Origin of the sequence: Pseudarthrobacter sp. fls2-241-R2A-127 (assembly GCF_030209355.1) — a bacterium.
Lineage (GTDB): Bacteria > Actinomycetota > Actinomycetes > Actinomycetales > Micrococcaceae > Arthrobacter.
In genome coordinates this window covers 66,070-84,812 of record NZ_JARVSF010000006.1, presented here as the reverse complement: position 1 = coordinate 84,812, position 18,743 = coordinate 66,070, and the positions used below count along the sequence as shown (strand labels likewise).

Sequence of the window (18,743 nt, the reverse complement as noted above, 5' to 3'; positions counted from 1 at the left end):
CAAAGGAATGCCATGACCTCCACCGCCCTGGATCCCAACACCACCGCACAGGATCCCAGCACCACTGCACACATCACCGCCCGGCACCTCATCAACGGGCAGTGGCTGGGAGCAGCGGAAACCCGCCGCGCCAACCCCGCACGGCCGGCTGAACTTGCTGCCCTCTCACCCAGCGGCACCGCGGAAGACGTTGATGCCGCCATCACGGCAGCTGCCGCCGCGCAGCCGGCCTGGGCGGCCCTGCCGGCACCCTCCAAGGGCGCCATCCTGATCGCCGCAGGCAACCTGCTGATCGAACGGCAGTCCGTGATCGCCGAGGACCTTGTCCGGGAGGAAGGCAAGACCCTGGCCGAAGCCAAGGGCGAGGTGAAGCGTGCCTCGGACGTGTTGCGCTTCTTCGGCTCACTGGGCTGGGCCGCCACCGGCGAGGTGCTGCCCAGCGGGCTGCCGGACACCACCATCACCACCCGGCGCGAGCCGCTGGGCGTGGTTGGCCTGATCACCCCCTGGAATTTCCCCATCGCCATCCCGGCCTGGAAAACGGCGCCCGCGCTGATCAGCGGCAACGCCGTGGTGATCAAGCCCGCCGAACTCACGCCGCTCTCCGCCACCCACCTGGCCCGCGCCCTGCAGGACGCCGGACTGCCGGCGGGCGTGTTCAACGTGGTGCACGGCAAAGGCCGGGTGGTGGGCGACGCACTGGCCCGCGATCCGCGCATCGCCGGGCTGTCCTTCACCGGTTCCACCAACGTGGGACTGGGATTGCAGGAGATCCTCAACGGCCGGCGCGCCCGCGTCCAGCTCGAGATGGGCGGCAAGAACGGCGTCCTGGTCCTCGACGACGCGGACCCGGGCAAGGCAGCCCAGGTGGTGGCCGCCGGCGCGTTCGGCCTCACCGGCCAGGCCTGCACGGCAACGTCGCGGGTGTACGTGACGCCCGGCATCCGGGCCGCATTCCTGGACGCCCTGGTGGCCGAGGCCGCAAAGTACACCCCCGGGGACGGCCTGGACTCCGCGATGGGGGCCGTGGTGAGCCCCCAGCAGTTCGAACAGGACCAGGCGGCGGTGCGCGGCGCCGTGGAGCGCGGTGCCACGCTGCTGCACGGAAAGTACGATGGCGATTCCTCCGAGGCGCTGTTCTTTCCTGCCGCCGTACTCACCGGCCTGGACTTCGACGATCCGGCCGTGACGGAAGAGATCTTCGGCCCTGTGGTGGCAGTGCTTGAAGTGTCCGGCTACGAGGCAGGCCTGGACGCGATCAACGATTCCCGCTACGGCCTCACCGCTGGCATCTGCACGGACTCCCTGGCCCTGGCCACCGACTTCGCGGCCAGGGCCCAGGCCGGGGTCATCAAGGTCAACAGGCCCACCGCCGGGCTGGACCTGAACGTGCCGTTCGGCGGTGTCAAGGATTCCTCCACCAACACCTTCCGCGAGCAGGGCAGGTCCGCACTGGAGTTCTTCACCTGGGGCAAGACCGTCTACACGGGCGTGTAGTCCCATGACGTATGTGATCGCGCAGCCCTGCGTCGATGTGAAGGACAAGGCGTGCATCCAGGAATGCCCCGTGGACTGCATCTACGAGGGTGACCGGTCGCTCTACATCCATCCGTCCGAATGCGTGGACTGCGGTGCGTGCGATCCGGTATGCCCGGTGGAGGCCATCTACTATTCGGATGACGTGCCGGACGAATGGGCGGACTACGTCCGTGCCAACGTGGAGTTCTTCCATGAACTGGGGTCACCGCAGGGCGCCGCCGCCCTGGGGAACCTGGGTCGGGACCACCCGGTGATCCAGGCCGAGCCCCAGCCGGTCCGGTAACCCCGGGGTTCCAGCTCCCTTCCTCCTGCAGTTCGCAATGGCCGCCAAGCCTTCCCGCTTGGCGGCCATTGTTGCGTTAAGCCCCATGTTTCACGTTCGTAACAACCATGTTGCTTTGAGTGCAACGTATGTGCTTCAGGTCCGGTAAGGTCGCGATCGGTCAGCCCACCTCTGAAGCGCGGAATAAATATGATTCCAAGGCGGAGAAAAACTCTTGACTGTGGTGCGCGTCACGGCCTATCTTGAAACAACCACGTTGCAATCAATGCAACACAGACTCTTGATGGTGGTTCCATGAGTACCAATTCCAACTCCGCCGGGGCAGGATCCGTTGCCGCTGACGCCAACGGCCCCGCCATGGCAGGCCAGGGCGCGGACAGTGCAGTGGCCAGCAAGGACGTACGACGCCGGGTGGTTATCGCCAGCTTCATCGGCAACTTCGTCGAATGGTTCGATTACGCGGTGTACGGCTACCTGGCCGCAGTCATCTCCTCAGTCTTCTTCCCGGAAGCGGACCGGCAGACCGCGCTGCTGGCCACCTTTGCCGTCTTTGCCATCTCGTTCTTCGTCCGACCCCTGGGCGGCTTCTTCTGGGGCCATATCGGCGACAAGCTGGGCCGGCGCAAGGCGCTCTCCCTCTCGATCGTCATCATGTCCGTCTCCACCTTCTGTATCGCCCTCATCCCCGGCTACGGAACCATCGGCATGCTGGCCCCGCTCCTGCTGCTGCTGGTCCGCGTGGTCCAGGGCTTCTCTGCGGCGGGGGAGTACGCCGGTGCTTCAGCCTTCCTGGTGGAATACGCGCCGGCCAACCGCCGCGGACTCTACGCCGCCGTCGTGCCTGCCAGCACGGCCGCGGGCCTGCTCCTGGGCTCGCTGATCGCGGCACTCCTCAGCTCTGTGCTCAGCACCGGGCAACTGCACGAGTGGGGCTGGCGGCTGCCGTTCCTCCTGGCCGCCCCCATGGGGCTGATCGGCCGGTACATCCGCACCAAGCTGGAAGACACTCCCGCCTTCCGCGCCCTGGCGGAACAGGAAGAATCCGCCCCTAAGGCGCCGGCGCTGGATATGTTCCGGACCTACCGGAAGCAGCTCATCATCGCCTGCGGGGCGGTCCTGCTCAACGCCGTCGGCTTCTACGTCATTCTCAGCTACATGCCCACCTACCTCTCCGAGGAACTGGGCTTCGGCCCCACCGAATCGTTCCTGGCCACCACCATCGCCCTGGCCAGCTACATCGGCTTCATCTTCCTGACCGGCATGGCCTCGGACCGGTTCGGCCGCAAGCGGATGCTGATCACCGCCTCGGTGCTGTTCATGCTCCTTACCGTCCCGGCGTTCATGCTGCTGGACACCGGCAACTTCCTGGTGATTGTCCTGGTCCAGATCCTGCTGGGCGGCATGCTCACCCTCAACGACGGCACGCTGCCCAGCTTCCTGGCCGAACTGTTCCCCACCAAGGTCCGGTACAGCGGCTTCGCCGTCAGCTTCAACCTCTCCAACGCGCTCTTCGGCGGGACCGCGCCATTCATGGCCACCCTGCTGATCGGCATGACCCAAAGCAAGCTTGCCCCCGGCTGGTACCTCGTGGCCGCGTCCGCCGTGTCGCTCGCCGCGGTCCTCTTCGCCGCCGAAACCTCGCGCAAGCCGCTCAAGCACCTCTGACCAAGAGGTCCTTAGACCACCCTCGTTACGCACACCAACACCGGCCGCACAACAGCAGCCGGCACCCATTAGAAAGGCACACCCGTGACCATCACCGCTGACACCGCCTCCTCCATCGCCGAACTGGAGCGCCTCAAGGTCCTGCACAACGGCACCAAGGGCAAGCTCACGTTCTCCGACGCGGAATTCGAGCGCCGCCTGGGCGGCCTCCGCCAGATCATGGCCGCCAAGAGCCTGGACGCCGTCATCCTCACCAGCTATCACGGCATCAAGTACTACTCCGACTTCCTGTACACCACGTTCGGCCGCAACTACGCCCTGGTGGTCACCGCCGACGACTCCGTCACCGTCACCGCCAACATCGATGCCGGCATGCCGTGGCGCACCTCCTACGGCGAAAACATCGTCTACACCGACTGGCGGCGGGACAACTTCTACTTCGGCCTGCAGGAGGCCCTGCGCCAGCGCGGTGTCAAGGCGTCCCGGATCGGCGTCGAGGACGACTTCCTCCCGGGCCTGACCCGCGAGAAGATCGCCGCAGCGTTCCCCGGCGCCACGCTCCTGGACGTGTCCCAGGACGCCATGCGCCAGCGCATGATCAAGTCCGCCGAGGAAATCGAGGTCATCAAGCACGGAGCCCGGATCGGCGACCTGGGCGGCGAGGCCATCCGCAACGCTATCCGCGAAGGCATCACCGAATACGAGGTCGCCCTGATCGGCACCGAGGCCATGGTGCACGAGATCGCCCGGACGTTCCCGCACCGCGAAGTCCGCGACACCTGGGTGTGGTTCCAGTCCGGCATCAACACGGACGGCGCCCACAACTGGGCCACCACCCGCAAGCTGCAGCAGGGCGACATCCTCTCACTCAACTGCTTCCCCATGACCTCCGGCTACTACACCGCCCTGGAGCGCACCCTCTTCCTGGGCCAGCCGGACGAGCGCTCCCTGGAACTGTGGAACATCAACGTCGAGGTCCACAAGCGCGGCCTGGAGCTCATCAAGCCCGGCGCCGTCTGCAAGGACATCGCCGCCGAGCTCAACGAGATCTACATCAGCCACGGCCTGCTGGCCAACCGAACCTTCGGCTACGGCCACTCCTTCGGCGTCCTCAGCCACTACTACGGCCGCGAAGCCGGCCTGGAACTGCGCGAGGACATCGACACCGTCCTGGAACCCGGCATGGTGGTCTCCATGGAGCCCATGATCACCGTGGCGGACGGCCAGCCGGGTGCCGGCGGCTACCGCGAGCACGACATCCTGGTCATCGGCGAGGACAACACGGTGGAGAACATCACCAAGTTCCCGTTCGGCCCCGAGCACAACATCGTCGAGGCATAAGCAGTGGAGGCATAAGCAACTGAACAGCCGGGGCGGCGCCGTGGACCACGGTGCCGCTTTCGGCGTCTACCCGACGATAGGGAAAGATGGTGTCCACCATGACTCCTGCAGCAACTCCCGACACCAACGGCACAGCCACCAGCGCCGGAAGCAACGGCGCGACGGACGCGAAAGGCGCCTCCGTCGTCGTCAATGCCATCGCCGTCCTGCGTACCTTCACCGCCGACGAACCCCTGCTGGGCGTCACGGAAATCGCCAACCGGGTGGGCATGCACAAGAGCAGCGTCTCCCGGATCCTGGCCACTTTCGAGCAGGAAAACCTGGTGGAGCGGGACCCCGAAACCAAACGGTTCCGGCTGGGCCTGGGCCTCATTGCCGTCGCCGGGCCGCTGCTGGCCGAAATGGAGGAGCGCCGCGTCGCGTACCCGGTGCTCCGGCAACTGGCCGAGCAGACCGGCGAAACCAGTGCGCTCATGATCTGGAGCGGCGACGAAGCCATGTGCGTGGAACAGATCGCCAGCCACCACCAGATCAAGCACACCACGCCGCTGGGCGCCCGGTACCGGGACGCCATGAGCGCCTCCGTCCAGGTGTTCCTCTCCACCCTTCCGGCCGAGCGGGTGCGGGAGCTGCTGCGGAGCGGAACCATCACCTTTCCAGGGCTGGACGACGCCGGGCTGGCGGCTTACGAAGCCCGGCTCCAGGATGTTGTTCGGCGGGGTTGGGCGGGCAACTACGGTGAATCGTCCATGGACGAAGTGGGCGTGGCAGCCCCGGTCCGCGACCACCGCGGCGATGTGGTGGCCGCCGTCCTGATTCCGGCGCCACGGTTCCGGGTGTCCAAGGAGCAGTTCGAGAGCCTGGGCGATGCGTGCGTTGCCGCCGCTGCCAAGGTGACCACCCGTTTGGGCGGGCGGCCCGCAAGCTGACGCCGGCCGGTCTGTACAACCAACACCGGCGCGCGGGAGACTGGCGCCATGCGCAAACTGGCCTTCGCCATGAACGTGAGCCTGGACGGCTATATCGCCGCGCCCGGCGGAGACCTCGGCTGGAGCGTGCCGAGCGATGAACTGTTCCAATGGTGGTCCGACCGGGTGGCGGCAACGGGCCTGTCCCTGTATGGACGCAAGCTGTGGGAGACGATGAGCCCCCACTGGCCCACCGCGGACCAGGAGCCCGGTGCCACGCCGGCGCAGATCGAGTTCGCCCGCCGCTGGCGGGACATGCCGAAGGTGGTGTTCTCCTCGAAGACCCGCGCGGTCAACTGGAATACCCGACTGGTCACCGGCGACGCGGTTCCGGAGATCGCGCGGCTCAAGGCGGAAGGCGGCGGCGCCATGGATGTCGGCGGCGCCACCCTCGCCGCGACGGCCATGCGGGCAGGGCTGATCGATGAGTACGTCATGGTCACCCACCCGGTCCTGGTGGGTGGTGGCACGCCCTTCTTTACGGCCCTGGACCATTGGGTGCAGCTGAGGCTGGTAGAGACCCGGGAGTTTCCCGACGGCGTGGTCCTAACGAGGTATGAAGTCCGGCGTTGAGGGGCGCCCTTCCAGCTGCCAGCCGCCTCGGCCTTGGCTTACAGGCCCGGTGAGCAGGAGCCCCGGCCCAGGGCTGCCAGACCTGTGAGGTCCCCGCCGGCATAGGCGTAGACCCCGTAGCCGGCTTCGGGGTACATCAGCTGGGTGGGATCATCAACGTGTTCCAGCCCCACCAGGTGGGCCAATTCATGGGCGATGACTGCAGGTTGCAGGGCCGGTCCCTCAACTGCGGCATGCTCTGACAAAAGAGGGGCGTTCAGGACCACCTGGCCGGTGACATAAACGTACGGGTCCTTGGTGCCGGGCGTGGCTGCCCAGCTGCCTGCGTAGCCGAAAGCATCCCTGGTCCCGCCCCCTTCCTCAACCTGCCGGAGGGACGGGCTCTCCTCCACGGTGGACCAGACCACCAGGACGGGCGCCCAGCGGTCGCCGTAGCTGTCCGGCTGGTACATGGGCCGCTCGTTGGACGGTGCCTCCAAGGTACCGCCGTCGTTGACGAACTGCAGGCCGGTGACCCGGGAGAGTTCGGCGAAGCCTGCGGTGACCATCTCTTGGCCGCCGTCCGGGGCATTGGCCGCCCGCATGACGTAATGGATGGGCCGGCAGGGGTCGTACGCCACCAGGGCCTGTTCCACTTCCTTCACGCCGAGGAACGCGTATGAGTCCACGTGGGCCGGGAGGGGCGCCGGTGTGCCGAGCGGTGCCGGCTTTGATTCCCGCCCCGGTGTCGGACTGGTTTTGGCATGGGAGGCAGGTGCCGGCGTCACGGTTGGTGCGGGCGCCGCGTCGTCACGGACGCCAGGGCCCGGAGAAGCGGCAGGAGCGGCCGCCGCTGCCGGCCCCTGCGGTGCGGGGAGGCCCGGAAGATTGCCGTGGGCAGGGGCGGCAAGCGGCCATCCGGCGGGTTGTCCCCCTGCAGCATAGGCCTGGATGGCAAGGACGATCGCCGCCGCGGCGAGGGCGCCGGCCATCAGTCCGCCTGACCGCTTCCTGGCAGGCCGGGGCTGGCTGCGCGGCTGACCCAGCGGCGCGCCCGGGTACTCCCGGATCTGGCCGTAGGCGGGTCGCCGCGAGACGGGTTCCGCCGGGGCGTCCGGATCCGCAAGCCCGGGATGCGCAGGTTCCGGGCGCGCAGTCTGCGGGCGTTCGGGTTCCGGTTTCGCAGCGTCCGGACGTTCTGTTTCCTGGCGTTCTGTTTCCGGGCGCGCAGGTTCCGCTGGTGATGACATGTTTTCCCCCAAAAAAGTGGGCACGCCTGCCGGCATGCACCCTGACACGATAGCTGACGCGGGACCCGGATTCCGGGGTTCCCGGGAAAATCCCGCCGGCCGGGATGCAGGCGGGGGAATTCCTAGGGCAGCCCCGCCATCCGGGCAGCGAGGTGCAACGCGGCCAGCCGCCCCGTCCCGCGGGGATCGCCACCGCACAGCTCGAATATCCGCTGCAGCCGGTGGTGCATGGACTGCCGTTCCAAATGCAGTTCGCGCGCCGATTGCGCGGTATTGCAGCCCGAGTCCAGCCACACCTGCAAAGTCTCCAGCAGCTGGGACTGCCGCTGCGCGTCATGCTCCAGGACCGCCCGCAACTGCCGGTGCACGAACGCCTCCCGCGCCGAAGCATCCAGGCAGGTCAGGGACAGGCTTTCGACGGCGGCGTCCTCCGCATCCACCACCACCAGGCCGCGGGCCGGATACTGCCGGCGCGCCGACGCGTTCCGCCGGCGGATCTGGCGCACTTCCAAGGCCCGCCGCGCCTCCGCCAGCGACCAGGAAGCATCCGCCACCCCGCCCGCCAGGGGCCCCACGGCAATCACGGCATCGGGGTCCCCCGCCAGGCCCTTCAGCGCTTCCAGCAGTTGCCGCCGCTCCCCGGCGGTATCGGTGCAGGGCAGGCCGATCATCACCACCAGCTCGGCGTCATCCAGGTATGCGGCACAGGGAATCCGCCGTGAGCTCAGGAAGGTTTCGACGGCGCCGCGCACCTCCTGCGGTGACGCCGCGTGGATTGCAGCCACCACCGCCGGGGAATCCGTGGGGAAGCCCGCACCGGGGGCCAGCTGCTCAAGCCGCCACTCCGGGGCTGCATTCAGCACGGCCCGCATCAGTTCCGCGCCGGCCAGGGCGTGCAGCCCGGGGGGAGTATGCTGCAGCAGTGCCAGCCCGAGGATGTCCACGGAGCGTTCCCCGGCCACCTGCGCCAATGCCACGTCCGCGGCGGCCGGCACCCGCACCTCAAGCCGGCCCATCAGGACGCCGCGTACGGGAATGTCCACGGTGACCGCCGTCCCGCCCGGCCGCCCGTCCCCGCCGCCATGTCCGCCACGGGGGGCGTGGGGGCCTGGCCCGGCGTCGTCGTCGTCCGCTGGTCCGTCCCCGGCCTCCGCGTCCACCCCGCTGCTCCACCCCTCGGGGACGGCGCTGCCCATGGTCACTCCCCACGGGGAAGTGAGCTGCACGGCGGAACCCGTGATGCCCGCCAGCACGCCCAGGATCTTGTCCAGCGAAGCCCCGTGGGCCAGCTCCGCTGCCATGGCGCGTGTGGCGGCGTCGGCCTGCTGCAGGTGCCCCACGGACTCGCTGACCAGCATGGAGTTGATGGCCTGCATGACGCCCACAAAAGGCACCACCTTGCGCAGCTCCACCACCGGAAGGCCGTATTCCTCGGCTTTTTGCAACATGTCGGCGGGGATTTCGGGCAGGGCTCCGCCCGTTTCGATGGCCAGCGCCGCAATGCCACGCTGGGCGAGTTCACGGACGTAGTCTTCGCGTTTGGCGGGGGTGGCCGTGGCCAGGGTGATCCCGCCGCAGAGCAGCAGCTCGCCGCCGCGGAGCAGGGGAGCGATGTCCAGGACTTCGCTGGAGTGGACCCAGCGGACCGGCTGCGCATCCGCCACTACGCCGCGCGGATGGACAAGCGGATCGGCGGCGGCGAGGGCGGGATGGGCGAGTATTTCACCAAGAAACACAGACACGACATTCCGTAACGTAGTAGGGGAATCTGTTCGACAGATTGTATCTTGTTGCTTGTGATGGGGGCCACATAGCCTTTGAGTACTTATCCACCTCACGGAGGCCCCCATGCAAGAAAAGCTTTCACCAGCAACGCACGGGCATGCTGCCCAGGCCGGCCAGGACCACAACGCCGTGGACCACGAAGCCTGGCTCCAGCCCATCCCCGAATCAGCACGCACACGCAAGGTATCCGGCCAGTTCTGGATCTGGGCGGGCGCCAACCTGGCCCCGATCAACTGGGTGCTGGGGGCACTCGGCATCCAGCTGGGACTCGGACTGGCGGACACCATCACCGTCCTGGTCCTGGGCAACCTGATCGGCATGCTCCTCTTTGGCTGCTTCGTCCTCCTGGGCCAAAAGACCGGGGCCACGGGCATGGTCCTGGCCCGGGCCGCCTTCGGCCGCCGCGGCAACTACCTGCCGGCCGCCATCCAGGCCCTGCTGGTCATCGGCTGGTGCGCAGTGAACACCTGGATCATCCTGGACCTGGTCATGGCACTCTTCGGAACGCTCGGCTGGGTTGACCCGGAAGCCCCCAACTACGCCTGGAAGATCGGCGTCGCCACCCTCATCATGGGCCTCCAGGTGGCCATCGCCTGGTTCGGCTACAAAGCCATCGCGGCTTTCGAAAAATGGACCGTCCCACCCACCATCCTCATCCTGGCCGTCATGTCAGCCGTCGCCTGGTTCGGCATGGACATCAACTGGGGCTACGCCGGACCTGCCGGGCACATCCTGGAAGGCTCCGAACGGATTGCGGCCATGAGTGCCGTCATGACCGCCATCGGCATCGGCTGGGGCATCACCTGGTTCACCTACGCCGCCGACTACTCCCGGTTCGTTAGCACCACCGTCCCCAAGAAGAAGGTCTACCTCGCCTCGGTGCTGGGCCAGTTCATCCCGGTGGTCTGGCTCGGCGTCCTGGGCGCCAGCCTTGCCACCAACAGCGGGGAGATCGATCCCGGCAAGCTGATCGTCCTGAACTTCGGCGCCATGGCGCTCCCTGTACTGCTGATGGTGCTCCACGGCCCCATCGCCACCAACATCCTGAACATCTACACCTTCTCGGTGGCCACCCAAGCCCTGGACATCTCCATCAGCCGCCGCAAACTCAACCTGTTCGTCGGCGTCTTCTCGCTCGCCGCCGTCGTCTTCTTCATCTTCCAGGAGGACTTCGCCGCGGTGCTGGACGCCTGGCTGATCGGCCTGGTGGCCTGGGTGGCAGCCTGGGGCGGCATCATGCTGGTGCATTACTTCTGGCTGGAGAAGCGCTGGCCCGGAGAGCCCGAGCGGCTGTTCGACGCGGTCGGAACCAAGCGGCTGCCCGGCGTCAACTGGGCCGGGGTCGTCTCCCTGGCGGCCGGCATCTTCGCCACCTGGCTGTTCATGTACGGCCTGATCCCCATCATGCAGGGCCCCATCGCCGTCGCCCTGGGCGGCTGGGACCTGTCCTGGCTGGCCGGCGGACTGACCAGCGCCGGGGTGTACGCCATCCTGGGCCCGCGGCAGCACGTCCGCTACCTGGCGCTGGCGCCCCGGTCCGCCACCGTTGATACCGCCCCCGGAGCAGAAGGCAAGGAAGCGGACACCGCCCCTGCCCTTCCCGCCCGCTAAGCGGCACAGCTTCCCCTCCACAAACCTGGCGGGCGCTTTGCGCCCGCCAGAAAGGATTTCCCGTGAACCAGCCCGCCATCGCGGATGCCCTGCACCCGATCACCTGGCCCGACGGCGCCACAGCTGCAGCCTCCTTCACCTTCGATGTGGACGCCGAGTCCTGCACCATCGCCCACGACCCCGCCAGCACCCGGCGCATGTCGCTGATGACCCACCAGTCCTACGGGCCCAAAGTCGCCGTACCGCGGCTCCTGCAAATCCTTGAGCGCCAGGACATCACAGCCACCTTCTTCATCCCCGGCTTCACGGCCGAGTCATACCCGGACGTGGTCCGGCGGATCGTCGACGGCGGGCACGAGGTGGCGCACCACGGCTACCTCCACGAACCCATGCAGGGCATCGACGCCGCCACCGAAGCGTCCTACCTCGACCGCGGGCTGGAGGCCCTGGCCAAGGTGGCCGGAGTACGGCCGGTGGGCTACCGGGCGCCGTGGTGGGAGCTGAACTGGCACTCCCCGGGCCTCCTTGCGGACCGCGGCTTCCTCTACGATTCCAGCCTGCTCGACGGCGACGCCCCCTACCGCTTCGCCGTCGCCGCCGACGATCCCCGGGACATCGTGGAGATCCCCGTGGACTGGACCCTGGACGACTGGGAACAGTACGCGTTTTACCCCGGAGTGACCGGCAGCGGTGTGATCGAGAGCCCGGCCAAGGTCCTGGAAATGTGGACGCTCGAGGCCGAGGCCCACTACTCCCAGGGCAGCTGCTTCGTCCTGACCAACCACCCGTTCATCTCCGGCCGCCCTTCCAAGGCCGTTGCGCTGGAGCAACTGATCGAGCGGGTGAAGGGCATGGACGGCATGTGGGTCACCACGATGGAGCAGATTGCGCGCCACACCAAGTCCACGGTGTCCGAGGTCCACACCCACGCGCGGATTGACGTGCCGGTATTCCCGGGCGCGGGTGCGCAGTTTGAGCCGGCCGTGGTGCGGCAGGGGGTGCTGGCCTAAAGTTGGGCTGATGGGGCCGGCGCCGCCGGCCCAACGTTGGCCGGAAGGAGCGCCCGCATGGACCCCATGGACAGCCTTCAGGACGGCATCGGGCAGGAGTTGGCCTGGCAGGTCCCGCTCTACGAACAGCTCCACCGGAACCCGGAGCTGGGGCTTGCCGAACACGAAACGTCCGCCGCGGCAGCGGACAACCTGGCCGGCTGGGGCTTTGACGTCCGGCACTTCGGCGGAACCGGCGTCGTTGGCGTTCTTGCCAACGGCGCCGGTCCTTGCGTGCTGGCGCGGGCGGACATGGATGCCCTTCCCGTCACCGAGGCCACAGGGGCAGGCTACGCCTCCACCATCCCGGGCGTGATGCACGCCTGCGCGCACGACATGCACGTGGTGGCACTGCTCGGCGCGGCAAAATACCTCGCCGAACACCGGGACGCCTGGCAGGGCACCTATATTGCCCTGTTCCAGCCGGCCGAGGAAACGGCGGCGGGATCCCAGGCAATGCTCGACGACGGCCTGGCCGCCGGAATCCCACGGCCGGACATTGCGCTGGCCCAGCACGTCATGCCCACCGAGGCAGACACCATCGGCACCACTGCCGGCCCGGTGCTGTCAGCCGGTGACTCGATCCGGATCACCGTCCACGGCCGGGGCGCCCACGGTTCCATGCCGCACAAGTCGGTCGATCCGGTGGTCCTGGCAGCCTCGATCGTCCTCCGGCTGCAAACCGTAGTGTCCCGGGAAACGACGCCGGGGGAGTTCGCGGTGCTGACCGTTGGCTCGGTGAACGCCGGAGCAACAGCCAACATCATTCCGGACCGGGCCGAGCTGCTGCTCAACCTGCGGACCTACAGCATTGCCACCCGCAGCCAGATGATTGCCGCCATCGAGAGGATCGTGCGGGGCGAGTGCGCCGCCGCAGGTTCCCCGCAGGAGCCGGAGTTCCAGTACTACGACCAATACCCGCTGACCAGCAACGATCCCGATGCCAACGCCAGGGTCACCGCAGCCTTCACCAGGTCCTTCGGGGCGGATGCCGTCTACCGCACCGCCCCGCAGACGGCGTCAGAGGATTTCAGCCGCGTCCCGGACGCTTTCGGGATCCCGTACGTGTACTGGGTGGTCGGCTCAGTACCCCGGGACGTTTACCGCCGCGCCGTTGAAGCGGGGACTGTGGACACGGATATCCCGGCCAACCACTCGCCGTTCTTCCTGCCGGCCGTGGACCCCACCCTGCGAGTGGCCACCCAGGCCCAGGCGGTCGCGTCCCTGGCTTATCTGGGCACCGGCGCCGGCACTGACGCCGCTTAGCCCTTCGCCGCCATCAGCGACTTCATCTGTTCCGCCGCATCACTGCCAGGGGCCGGGGTGTACACCACGATGTGCAGGTCCGGACGGTCGGAGGGGGACACCTGGTGGTGCTCCAGTTGCAGCACTCCCACCGCCGGGTGGTGGAACAGGCGCTCGCGGGATTCAAACCCCAGGATGTCGTAAAGGTCCCAGCCCTGCCGGAATTCGGGGCTTGCTTCCTTGAGTCGCTCCACCTGGTACTGGATGTCCGGGTCACCCAGCCGCTGCCCGGTTTCCGCCCGGAACTCGGCAAGGAACCTCTTGCTGGTGGTCTCCCAGTCCGGCAGCAGGTCCCGCACGTAGGGATCGGTGAACACCAGCCACAGCAGGTTGCGGTCCGCCGGCGCCACCGTGGCGATGTTGGGGTACAGCGCCGCATACGCCTTGTTCCAGCCGGCCACCCGCCAGTCCGGAAACAGCGCAAAGGACGGATTGGGATCCAGCGCATCCATCAGCCGCTGGATATGGGGCGGGGCGGTATCCGCGGCCGGGCCAGCAGGGGCTGCGGACGCATACCCGCCAAGGGACAGCACGTAGCCCAGGCCCGTCCCCGACAGATGCAGGGCACGGCTCACGGCTTCCAGGACCTGCCGGGACGGACTGATGTCCCGTCCCTGCTCAAGCCAGGTGTACCAGGTGACGCTGACCCCGGACAGGAACGCCACCTCCTCGCGGCGCAGCCCGCGGTCCCGCGCCCGGCCAATCGGCGGCAGGCCGTAGTCGGCGCGCAGCGCCTGGTCGCGCCGGGCCCGCAGGAACAGGCCAAGTTCTTTTCGGCGTCCGGGATCACTCACCGGAAAATACTATTACTCTGGTACTCCCACTACTAGTAGCAGCGCTGTCTTCCGTCCGCGTCGCCAAGGCAAGAGGATGGTAAGCATGCCTGCACTCCGCTCTAAAACAGTCACCCACGGCCGCAACATGGCCGGCGCCCGCGCACTGCTGCGCGCTTCCGGCGTCGCCAATTCCGATATCGGCAAGCCGATCATCGCCGTGGCCAACTCCTTCACCGAGTTCGTTCCCGGCCACACCCACCTCGCGCCCGTGGGCAGGATCGTCTCCGACGCGATCCTCGCCGCCGGCGCCGTGCCGCGCGAGTTCAACACCATTGCCGTGGATGACGGCATCGCCATGGGCCACAGCGGCATGCTGTACTCGCTGCCGTCCCGCGACCTCATCGCCGACTCCGTGGAATACATGGTCAACGCCCACTGCGCCGACGCCCTGGTGTGCATCTCCAACTGCGACAAGATCACCCCCGGCATGCTCATGGCAGCACTGCGTCTGAACATCCCCGTGGTCTTCGTCTCCGGCGGCCCCATGGAGGCCGGCCGCGTTACCCTGACCGACGGCTCCGTCCGTTCCCTGGACCTGGTGAACGCGATTGCCGACGCCGTGGACGAGTCCATCTCCGATGCCGACATCAACCTCATCGAAGAGAACGCGTGCCCCACCTGCGGTTCCTGCTCCGGCATGTTCACCGCCAACTCCATGAACTGCCTCACCGAGGCCATCGGCCTGTCCCTGCCGGGCAACGGCTCCGTGCTGGCCACGCACACCGCCCGCAAGGCGCTGTACGAGAAGGCCGGCGCCACCGTCGTCGAGCTGGTGAAGCGGTATTACGACGGCGACGACGACTCCGTGCTGCCCCGCTCCATCGCCACCGCGAAGGCCTTCGACAACGCCATGGCCCTGGACATTTCCATGGGCGGCTCCACCAACACCATCCTGCACCTGCTGGCCGCAGCCCAGGAGGCCGGCGTGGACTACGGCCTGGCCGAGATGGACGCCAAGTCCCGCCAGGTTCCCTGCCTGGCCAAGGTGGCCCCGAACGTCGCCAAGGACAAGACCTACTACATGGAGGACGTGCACCGCGCAGGCGGCATCCCGGCCCTGCTGGGCGAGCTGAACCGCGGAGGCCTCCTGCACAAGGACGTCCACTCCGTGCACTCCAATGACCTGGACGGCTGGCTGGATGACTGGGACGTCCGCGGCGGCAAGGCCACCGAAGAAGCCAAAGCGCTCTGGCACGCGGCCCCCGGGGGCGTCCGCTCCTCCACCGCGTTCTCCCAGTCGAACGAGTGGACCTCGCTGGACACCGACGCGGAGGGTGGCTGCATCCGCTCCGTGGAGCACGCTTACTCCAAGGACGGCGGCCTGGCCGTGCTGCGCGGCAACGTCGCAGTGGACGGTGCCGTGGTGAAGACCGCCGGTGTGGATGAGTCCATCTGGACCTTCTCCGGCCCCGCCGTGGTCTGCGAATCCCAGGACGAGGCCGTGGAGAAGATCCTGAACAAGCAGATCAAGGAAGGCGACGTGGTGGTCATCCGCTACGAAGGCCCCAAGGGCGGTCCGGGAATGCAGGAAATGCTCTACCCCACGTCCTTCCTCAAGGGCCGCGGCCTGGGCAAGAAGTGCGCCCTGATCACGGACGGCCGCTTCTCCGGCGGCACCTCGGGCCTGTCCATCGGCCACATCTCCCCGGAGGCTGCCTCCGGCGGAACGATCGCGCTGGTTGAAGACGGCGACATCATCAGCATCAATATCAGCCAGCGGTCCCTGCAACTGGAAGTCAGCGATGAATTGCTGGCCGACCGCCGGGAGAAGCTGCTGGTCAACGGCGGGTACAAGCCCAAGGACCGGGACCGCCAGGTGTCCGCGGCCCTGCGCGCCTACGCCGCCATGGCCACCTCGGCGGACAAGGGCGCCGTCCGGGACGTGTCGCTGCTGGAGCGCTAAGCCGGCTTCCCGGCGGGGGAGGGGCAGGCCAAAGGACCCTCCTCCGCCGGGGCCCGCCGCGCCACACTGAAAGGGTCAGCGTCAGGCCCCAGGAGGTTGTGGTGCGCAAGTTACCGGCAGTGCTTGCTGCGGCCGCCCTTGCCCTTGCAGGATGTGCGCCGCAGCCGGCAAACCCACCACCCGCCCCGTCGGTTTCCAGTCCCGGCAGCACCTCCGCTGCGGTGACGGGCACGCCGTCCGCGCCTCCGCCGTCGAACAGTTCTCCGCCGGTTGGGCCTGGCACCGGCGCGGCCACCACGGCGCCGGCAGCGTGGACCACGTTCACGACGACGGACGGCACCATGGCGTTTGACCTCCCCGCCGCCTGGCAGGTCAAGGACCCTGCGGGCGAACTGGCCGAGGGCGGTGGGGCGTTCGCCGAGGTAAGGAACCAGGCCGGAAAAGTGATGGCAACGCTTCGGACCAACATGGCCACCGGATCCACCTGCACCGAGCGGTACCCGTACAGCGTCCTGGACAGCGCTGACCTTCCGGCACTGGTCCAGGGCGGGGTGGTGCCGCAGTTCCTTTTCGAGACGCGCGGGAACACCGCAACCCCGGGGCCGCCCAATACCCCGGCGGCCGGCTACGGCATCACCTCCGGCCCGGTGCCGGCCGGCGCCGATGCCTGCCCCATCTTCCAGTTCTTCCGGTGGCCGCCGAACGCCGCCATGTTCGGGGCTTCCTACGACCCCGCCAACAACGCAACCCCCGGCGACCCGTCGCTGCCCTACCTCGAGCGCGCACGCGCCTACCGGGACACAGCCGAATACGCGGACATCCGGCGGATGATCACCTCACTGCGGCCGGTCCACCGCTAGCCCGACGATGCGGGCCGGAGCCTGCCCGCACAATCGGGCACAAGGCCCCTCCCGCCGCAGTGCCCCTCCGGTACCCTCTTTTACATGGTGCGGAAACAGGTGGACTACGGTGCAGAGGGCATCCTGCTTGCCGGGGCCGGCCGGGCCATCCTGCTGCAGCTTGCCAATCCCGCCATCGGCCGCGGAGTAGCCGCACACAGCACTTTCACCCAGCGCCCCGTGAACCGGCTCAAAGGCACGCTCACCTACGTCTACGGCATCGTTTATGGAACCGAGGGACAGGTCACGGAGGTCCGCCGGAGGGTCAACCAGGCGCATGTGCCGGTCCGCCGCACTCCGGATGAATCCTCTGCCGGCTACAACGCCTACGATCCCTCGCTGCAGCTCTGGGTGGCGGCAACGCTCTACGACACCGCGCTGACCATTATCGAGAAGATCCAGGGCCCGCTCGCCGACGATGCTGCCGACGCCATGTACCAGGACTACGCACGCATCGGCACCGCACTGCAGCTTCCACCGGACATGTGGCCGAAGGACCGGGCGGCTTTCGCCCGATATTGGGAGGAACAGCTGTCCTCCCTCCATGCCGAGGACGAAGGCGTCCGTGTGGGACGCGGCCTGCTGTTCCCGGAGCATGCGGCCCTCTGGTACCGCGCCATCATGCCGGCCGCCAGGTTCCTCACCGCCGGGCTCCTCCCCGACCAGGTGCGGAAGGATTTCGGCCTTCCCTGGAGCGACCGCCACCAGCGCCGGTACGACCGCACCTGGCGGATCCTCGCCGTGGCCTACCCCGTTCTGCCGCGGCGCATCAGGCACTGGTTCAAGGACTACTGCCTGGGCGAGCTCGAGAAGGACCTGCAAAGGAATGGCCGGTCCCGCGAGCGCCAGGGAACCGGTGCGTAGTTCCACCTCCGTCGAGCAGCGGATCGATGATTACGCCCGCCGGTTCCTCGCCACCGCCCCCGGCCGTGGCGCCAAGGCACGGCTCACCGAATTCGTTGTCTTTGGCCTCAAACAAGGCTGGGCCTGCATTTTCGGAGCCGCGCTGCTGGCCGTGCTCCTGGCGGCCAAGCTGTGGTATCCGGACACGGCAGCGCTGGCGCGGAACGATCTCCTGACCCTCGCCGCGGTGGTCATCCAGGTGCTGATGGTCGTGTTCAAACTGGAAACCCTGAAGGAACTGCGCGTGATCGTGCTGTTCCACCTGGTGGGCACGGTCATGGAACTGTTCAAGACGGACATGGGCTCCTGGTCCTACGACGCAGAGGGCTTTCTCCGGGTCGGCGCGGTGCCGCTCTTCAGCGGCTTCATGTACGCCGCGGTGGGCTCGTACATGGTCCGCGTCTACCGGCTCTTCGACCTCAGGTTCGCTGCCTACCCGCGGCGCTGGATCACCGCCATCCTGGGCGGCGCCATTTACGCCAACTTCTTCACCCACCACTACATCTGGGACCTGCGCTGGGTGCTGCTGGCCGCCGTCGTCATTGTCTACGGCCGCTGCGTGATGCACTTCCGCGTCTTCCGCCGGGAATTCCGGATGCCCTTGGTGGTTTCGTTCCTGCTGGTGGCCCTGTTCATCTGGATCGCCGAGAATATCGCCACCTGGTCCGGGGCCTGGCTCTACCCCAGCCAGGTCGGCGGCTGGCACCCGGTGGGCCTGGAGAAACTCGTGGCCTGGTTCCTGCTGATGCTCATCTCCGTGGTGCTGGTGGCCTGGGTTTACAAGCCGCGGCCGCCGGAAATGGACAACGGACAACTCCGGCACGTTCCGTCGGCAGCGCTGCCGCGGTAAGGGG

Annotated in this window: 17 protein-coding genes; 14 read left to right on the top strand and 3 right to left on the bottom strand. The window is 67.7% G+C overall.

What is annotated here, in order from left to right:
• The first annotated feature begins 12 nt into the window (after positions 1-12).
• The 6 genes from QRN53_RS03555 to QRN53_RS03530 all read left to right on the top strand — a co-directional run bounded on the left by QRN53_RS03555 (position 13) and on the right by QRN53_RS03530 (position 6,369).
• Complete coding sequence (locus QRN53_RS03555; RefSeq protein ID WP_285242647.1) at positions 13-1,497, top strand: aldehyde dehydrogenase family protein; 1,485 nt, start codon at positions 13-15, stop codon at positions 1,495-1,497.
• 4 nt (positions 1,498-1,501) lie between these two features.
• Positions 1,502-1,822: a ferredoxin gene (gene fdxA / locus QRN53_RS03550; protein WP_285242646.1), complete on the top strand. Its 321-nt coding sequence runs from the start codon at positions 1,502-1,504 to the stop codon at positions 1,820-1,822.
• A 294-nt stretch (positions 1,823-2,116) separates the two neighbouring features.
• Entirely contained in the window at positions 2,117-3,487 is a 1,371-nt protein-coding gene (locus QRN53_RS03545) for an MFS transporter (protein WP_285242645.1), read from the top strand.
• Between the two features lie 84 nt (positions 3,488-3,571).
• Positions 3,572-4,828, top strand: a complete 1,257-nt coding sequence (locus tag QRN53_RS03540; protein WP_285242644.1) for an aminopeptidase P family protein — start codon at positions 3,572-3,574, stop codon at positions 4,826-4,828.
• A gap of 98 nt (positions 4,829-4,926) precedes the next feature.
• A complete protein-coding gene (locus tag QRN53_RS03535; RefSeq protein ID WP_285242643.1) occupies positions 4,927-5,757 on the top strand; it encodes an IclR family transcriptional regulator in 831 nt (276 codons plus the stop codon).
• Positions 5,758-5,805: 48 nt separating this feature from the next.
• Positions 5,806-6,369, top strand: coding sequence for a dihydrofolate reductase family protein (locus QRN53_RS03530; RefSeq protein ID WP_285242642.1), 564 nt, complete (start codon positions 5,806-5,808; stop codon positions 6,367-6,369).
• 38 nt (positions 6,370-6,407) lie between these two features.
• On the opposite strand, the gene QRN53_RS03525 is transcribed toward QRN53_RS03530, so the two are convergent.
• Together QRN53_RS03525 and QRN53_RS03520 are read right to left on the bottom strand one after the other, a co-directional pair.
• A complete protein-coding gene (locus tag QRN53_RS03525) occupies positions 6,408-7,598 on the bottom strand; it encodes a zinc metalloprotease (protein ID WP_285242641.1) in 1,191 nt (396 codons plus the stop codon).
• A 122-nt stretch (positions 7,599-7,720) separates the two neighbouring features.
• A complete protein-coding gene (locus QRN53_RS03520) occupies positions 7,721-9,340 on the bottom strand; it encodes a PucR family transcriptional regulator (RefSeq protein ID WP_285242640.1) in 1,620 nt (539 codons plus the stop codon).
• Between the two features lie 106 nt (positions 9,341-9,446).
• Here QRN53_RS03520 and QRN53_RS03515 point away from each other — a divergent pair, with 106 nt between their 5' ends.
• From QRN53_RS03515 to QRN53_RS03505, 3 genes are all read left to right on the top strand, one after another.
• Entirely contained in the window at positions 9,447-10,994 is a 1,548-nt protein-coding gene (locus tag QRN53_RS03515; protein WP_285242639.1) for a purine-cytosine permease family protein, read from the top strand.
• Positions 10,995-11,056: 62 nt separating this feature from the next.
• On the top strand, positions 11,057-12,004 hold the full coding sequence (locus QRN53_RS03510) for a polysaccharide deacetylase family protein (RefSeq protein ID WP_285242638.1): 948 nt from the start codon (positions 11,057-11,059) through the stop codon (positions 12,002-12,004).
• 57 nt (positions 12,005-12,061) lie between these two features.
• On the top strand, positions 12,062-13,309 hold the full coding sequence (locus QRN53_RS03505; RefSeq protein ID WP_285242637.1) for an amidohydrolase: 1,248 nt from the start codon (positions 12,062-12,064) through the stop codon (positions 13,307-13,309).
• Here the strand turns inward: QRN53_RS03505 and QRN53_RS03500 are convergent.
• Positions 13,306-14,142 (bottom strand): helix-turn-helix transcriptional regulator, encoded by an 837-nt coding sequence (locus QRN53_RS03500; RefSeq protein WP_285242636.1) that lies wholly within the window; start codon positions 14,140-14,142, stop codon positions 13,306-13,308. The two genes, QRN53_RS03505 and QRN53_RS03500, sit on opposite strands and share 4 nt — an antisense overlap.
• An 85-nt stretch (positions 14,143-14,227) precedes the next feature.
• On the opposite strand from QRN53_RS03500, the gene ilvD reads away from it, so the two are divergent.
• The 5 genes from ilvD (at position 14,228) to QRN53_RS03475 (ending at position 18,739) form a co-directional block, all read left to right on the top strand.
• On the top strand, positions 14,228-16,087 hold the full coding sequence (ilvD, locus tag QRN53_RS03495; protein ID WP_285242635.1) for a dihydroxy-acid dehydratase: 1,860 nt from the start codon (positions 14,228-14,230) through the stop codon (positions 16,085-16,087).
• A 151-nt stretch (positions 16,088-16,238) separates the two neighbouring features.
• On the top strand, positions 16,239-16,439 hold the full coding sequence (locus tag QRN53_RS03490) for a hypothetical protein (RefSeq protein ID WP_285242634.1): 201 nt from the start codon (positions 16,239-16,241) through the stop codon (positions 16,437-16,439).
• Entirely contained in the window at positions 16,429-16,947 is a 519-nt protein-coding gene (locus QRN53_RS03485) for a hypothetical protein (protein WP_285242633.1), read from the top strand. Before QRN53_RS03490 ends, QRN53_RS03485 begins: the two co-directional genes overlap by 11 nt.
• 84 nt (positions 16,948-17,031) lie before the next feature.
• Positions 17,032-17,850 carry an oxygenase MpaB family protein gene (locus tag QRN53_RS03480; RefSeq protein ID WP_285242632.1) on the top strand — a complete coding sequence of 273 codons (819 nt, stop codon included), beginning with the start codon at positions 17,032-17,034 and terminating at the stop codon, positions 17,848-17,850.
• Positions 17,843-18,739 (top strand): DUF817 domain-containing protein, encoded by an 897-nt coding sequence (locus tag QRN53_RS03475; RefSeq protein ID WP_285242631.1) that lies wholly within the window; start codon positions 17,843-17,845, stop codon positions 18,737-18,739. Before QRN53_RS03480 ends, QRN53_RS03475 begins: the two co-directional genes overlap by 8 nt.
• Positions 18,740-18,743: the final 4 nt, after the last annotated feature.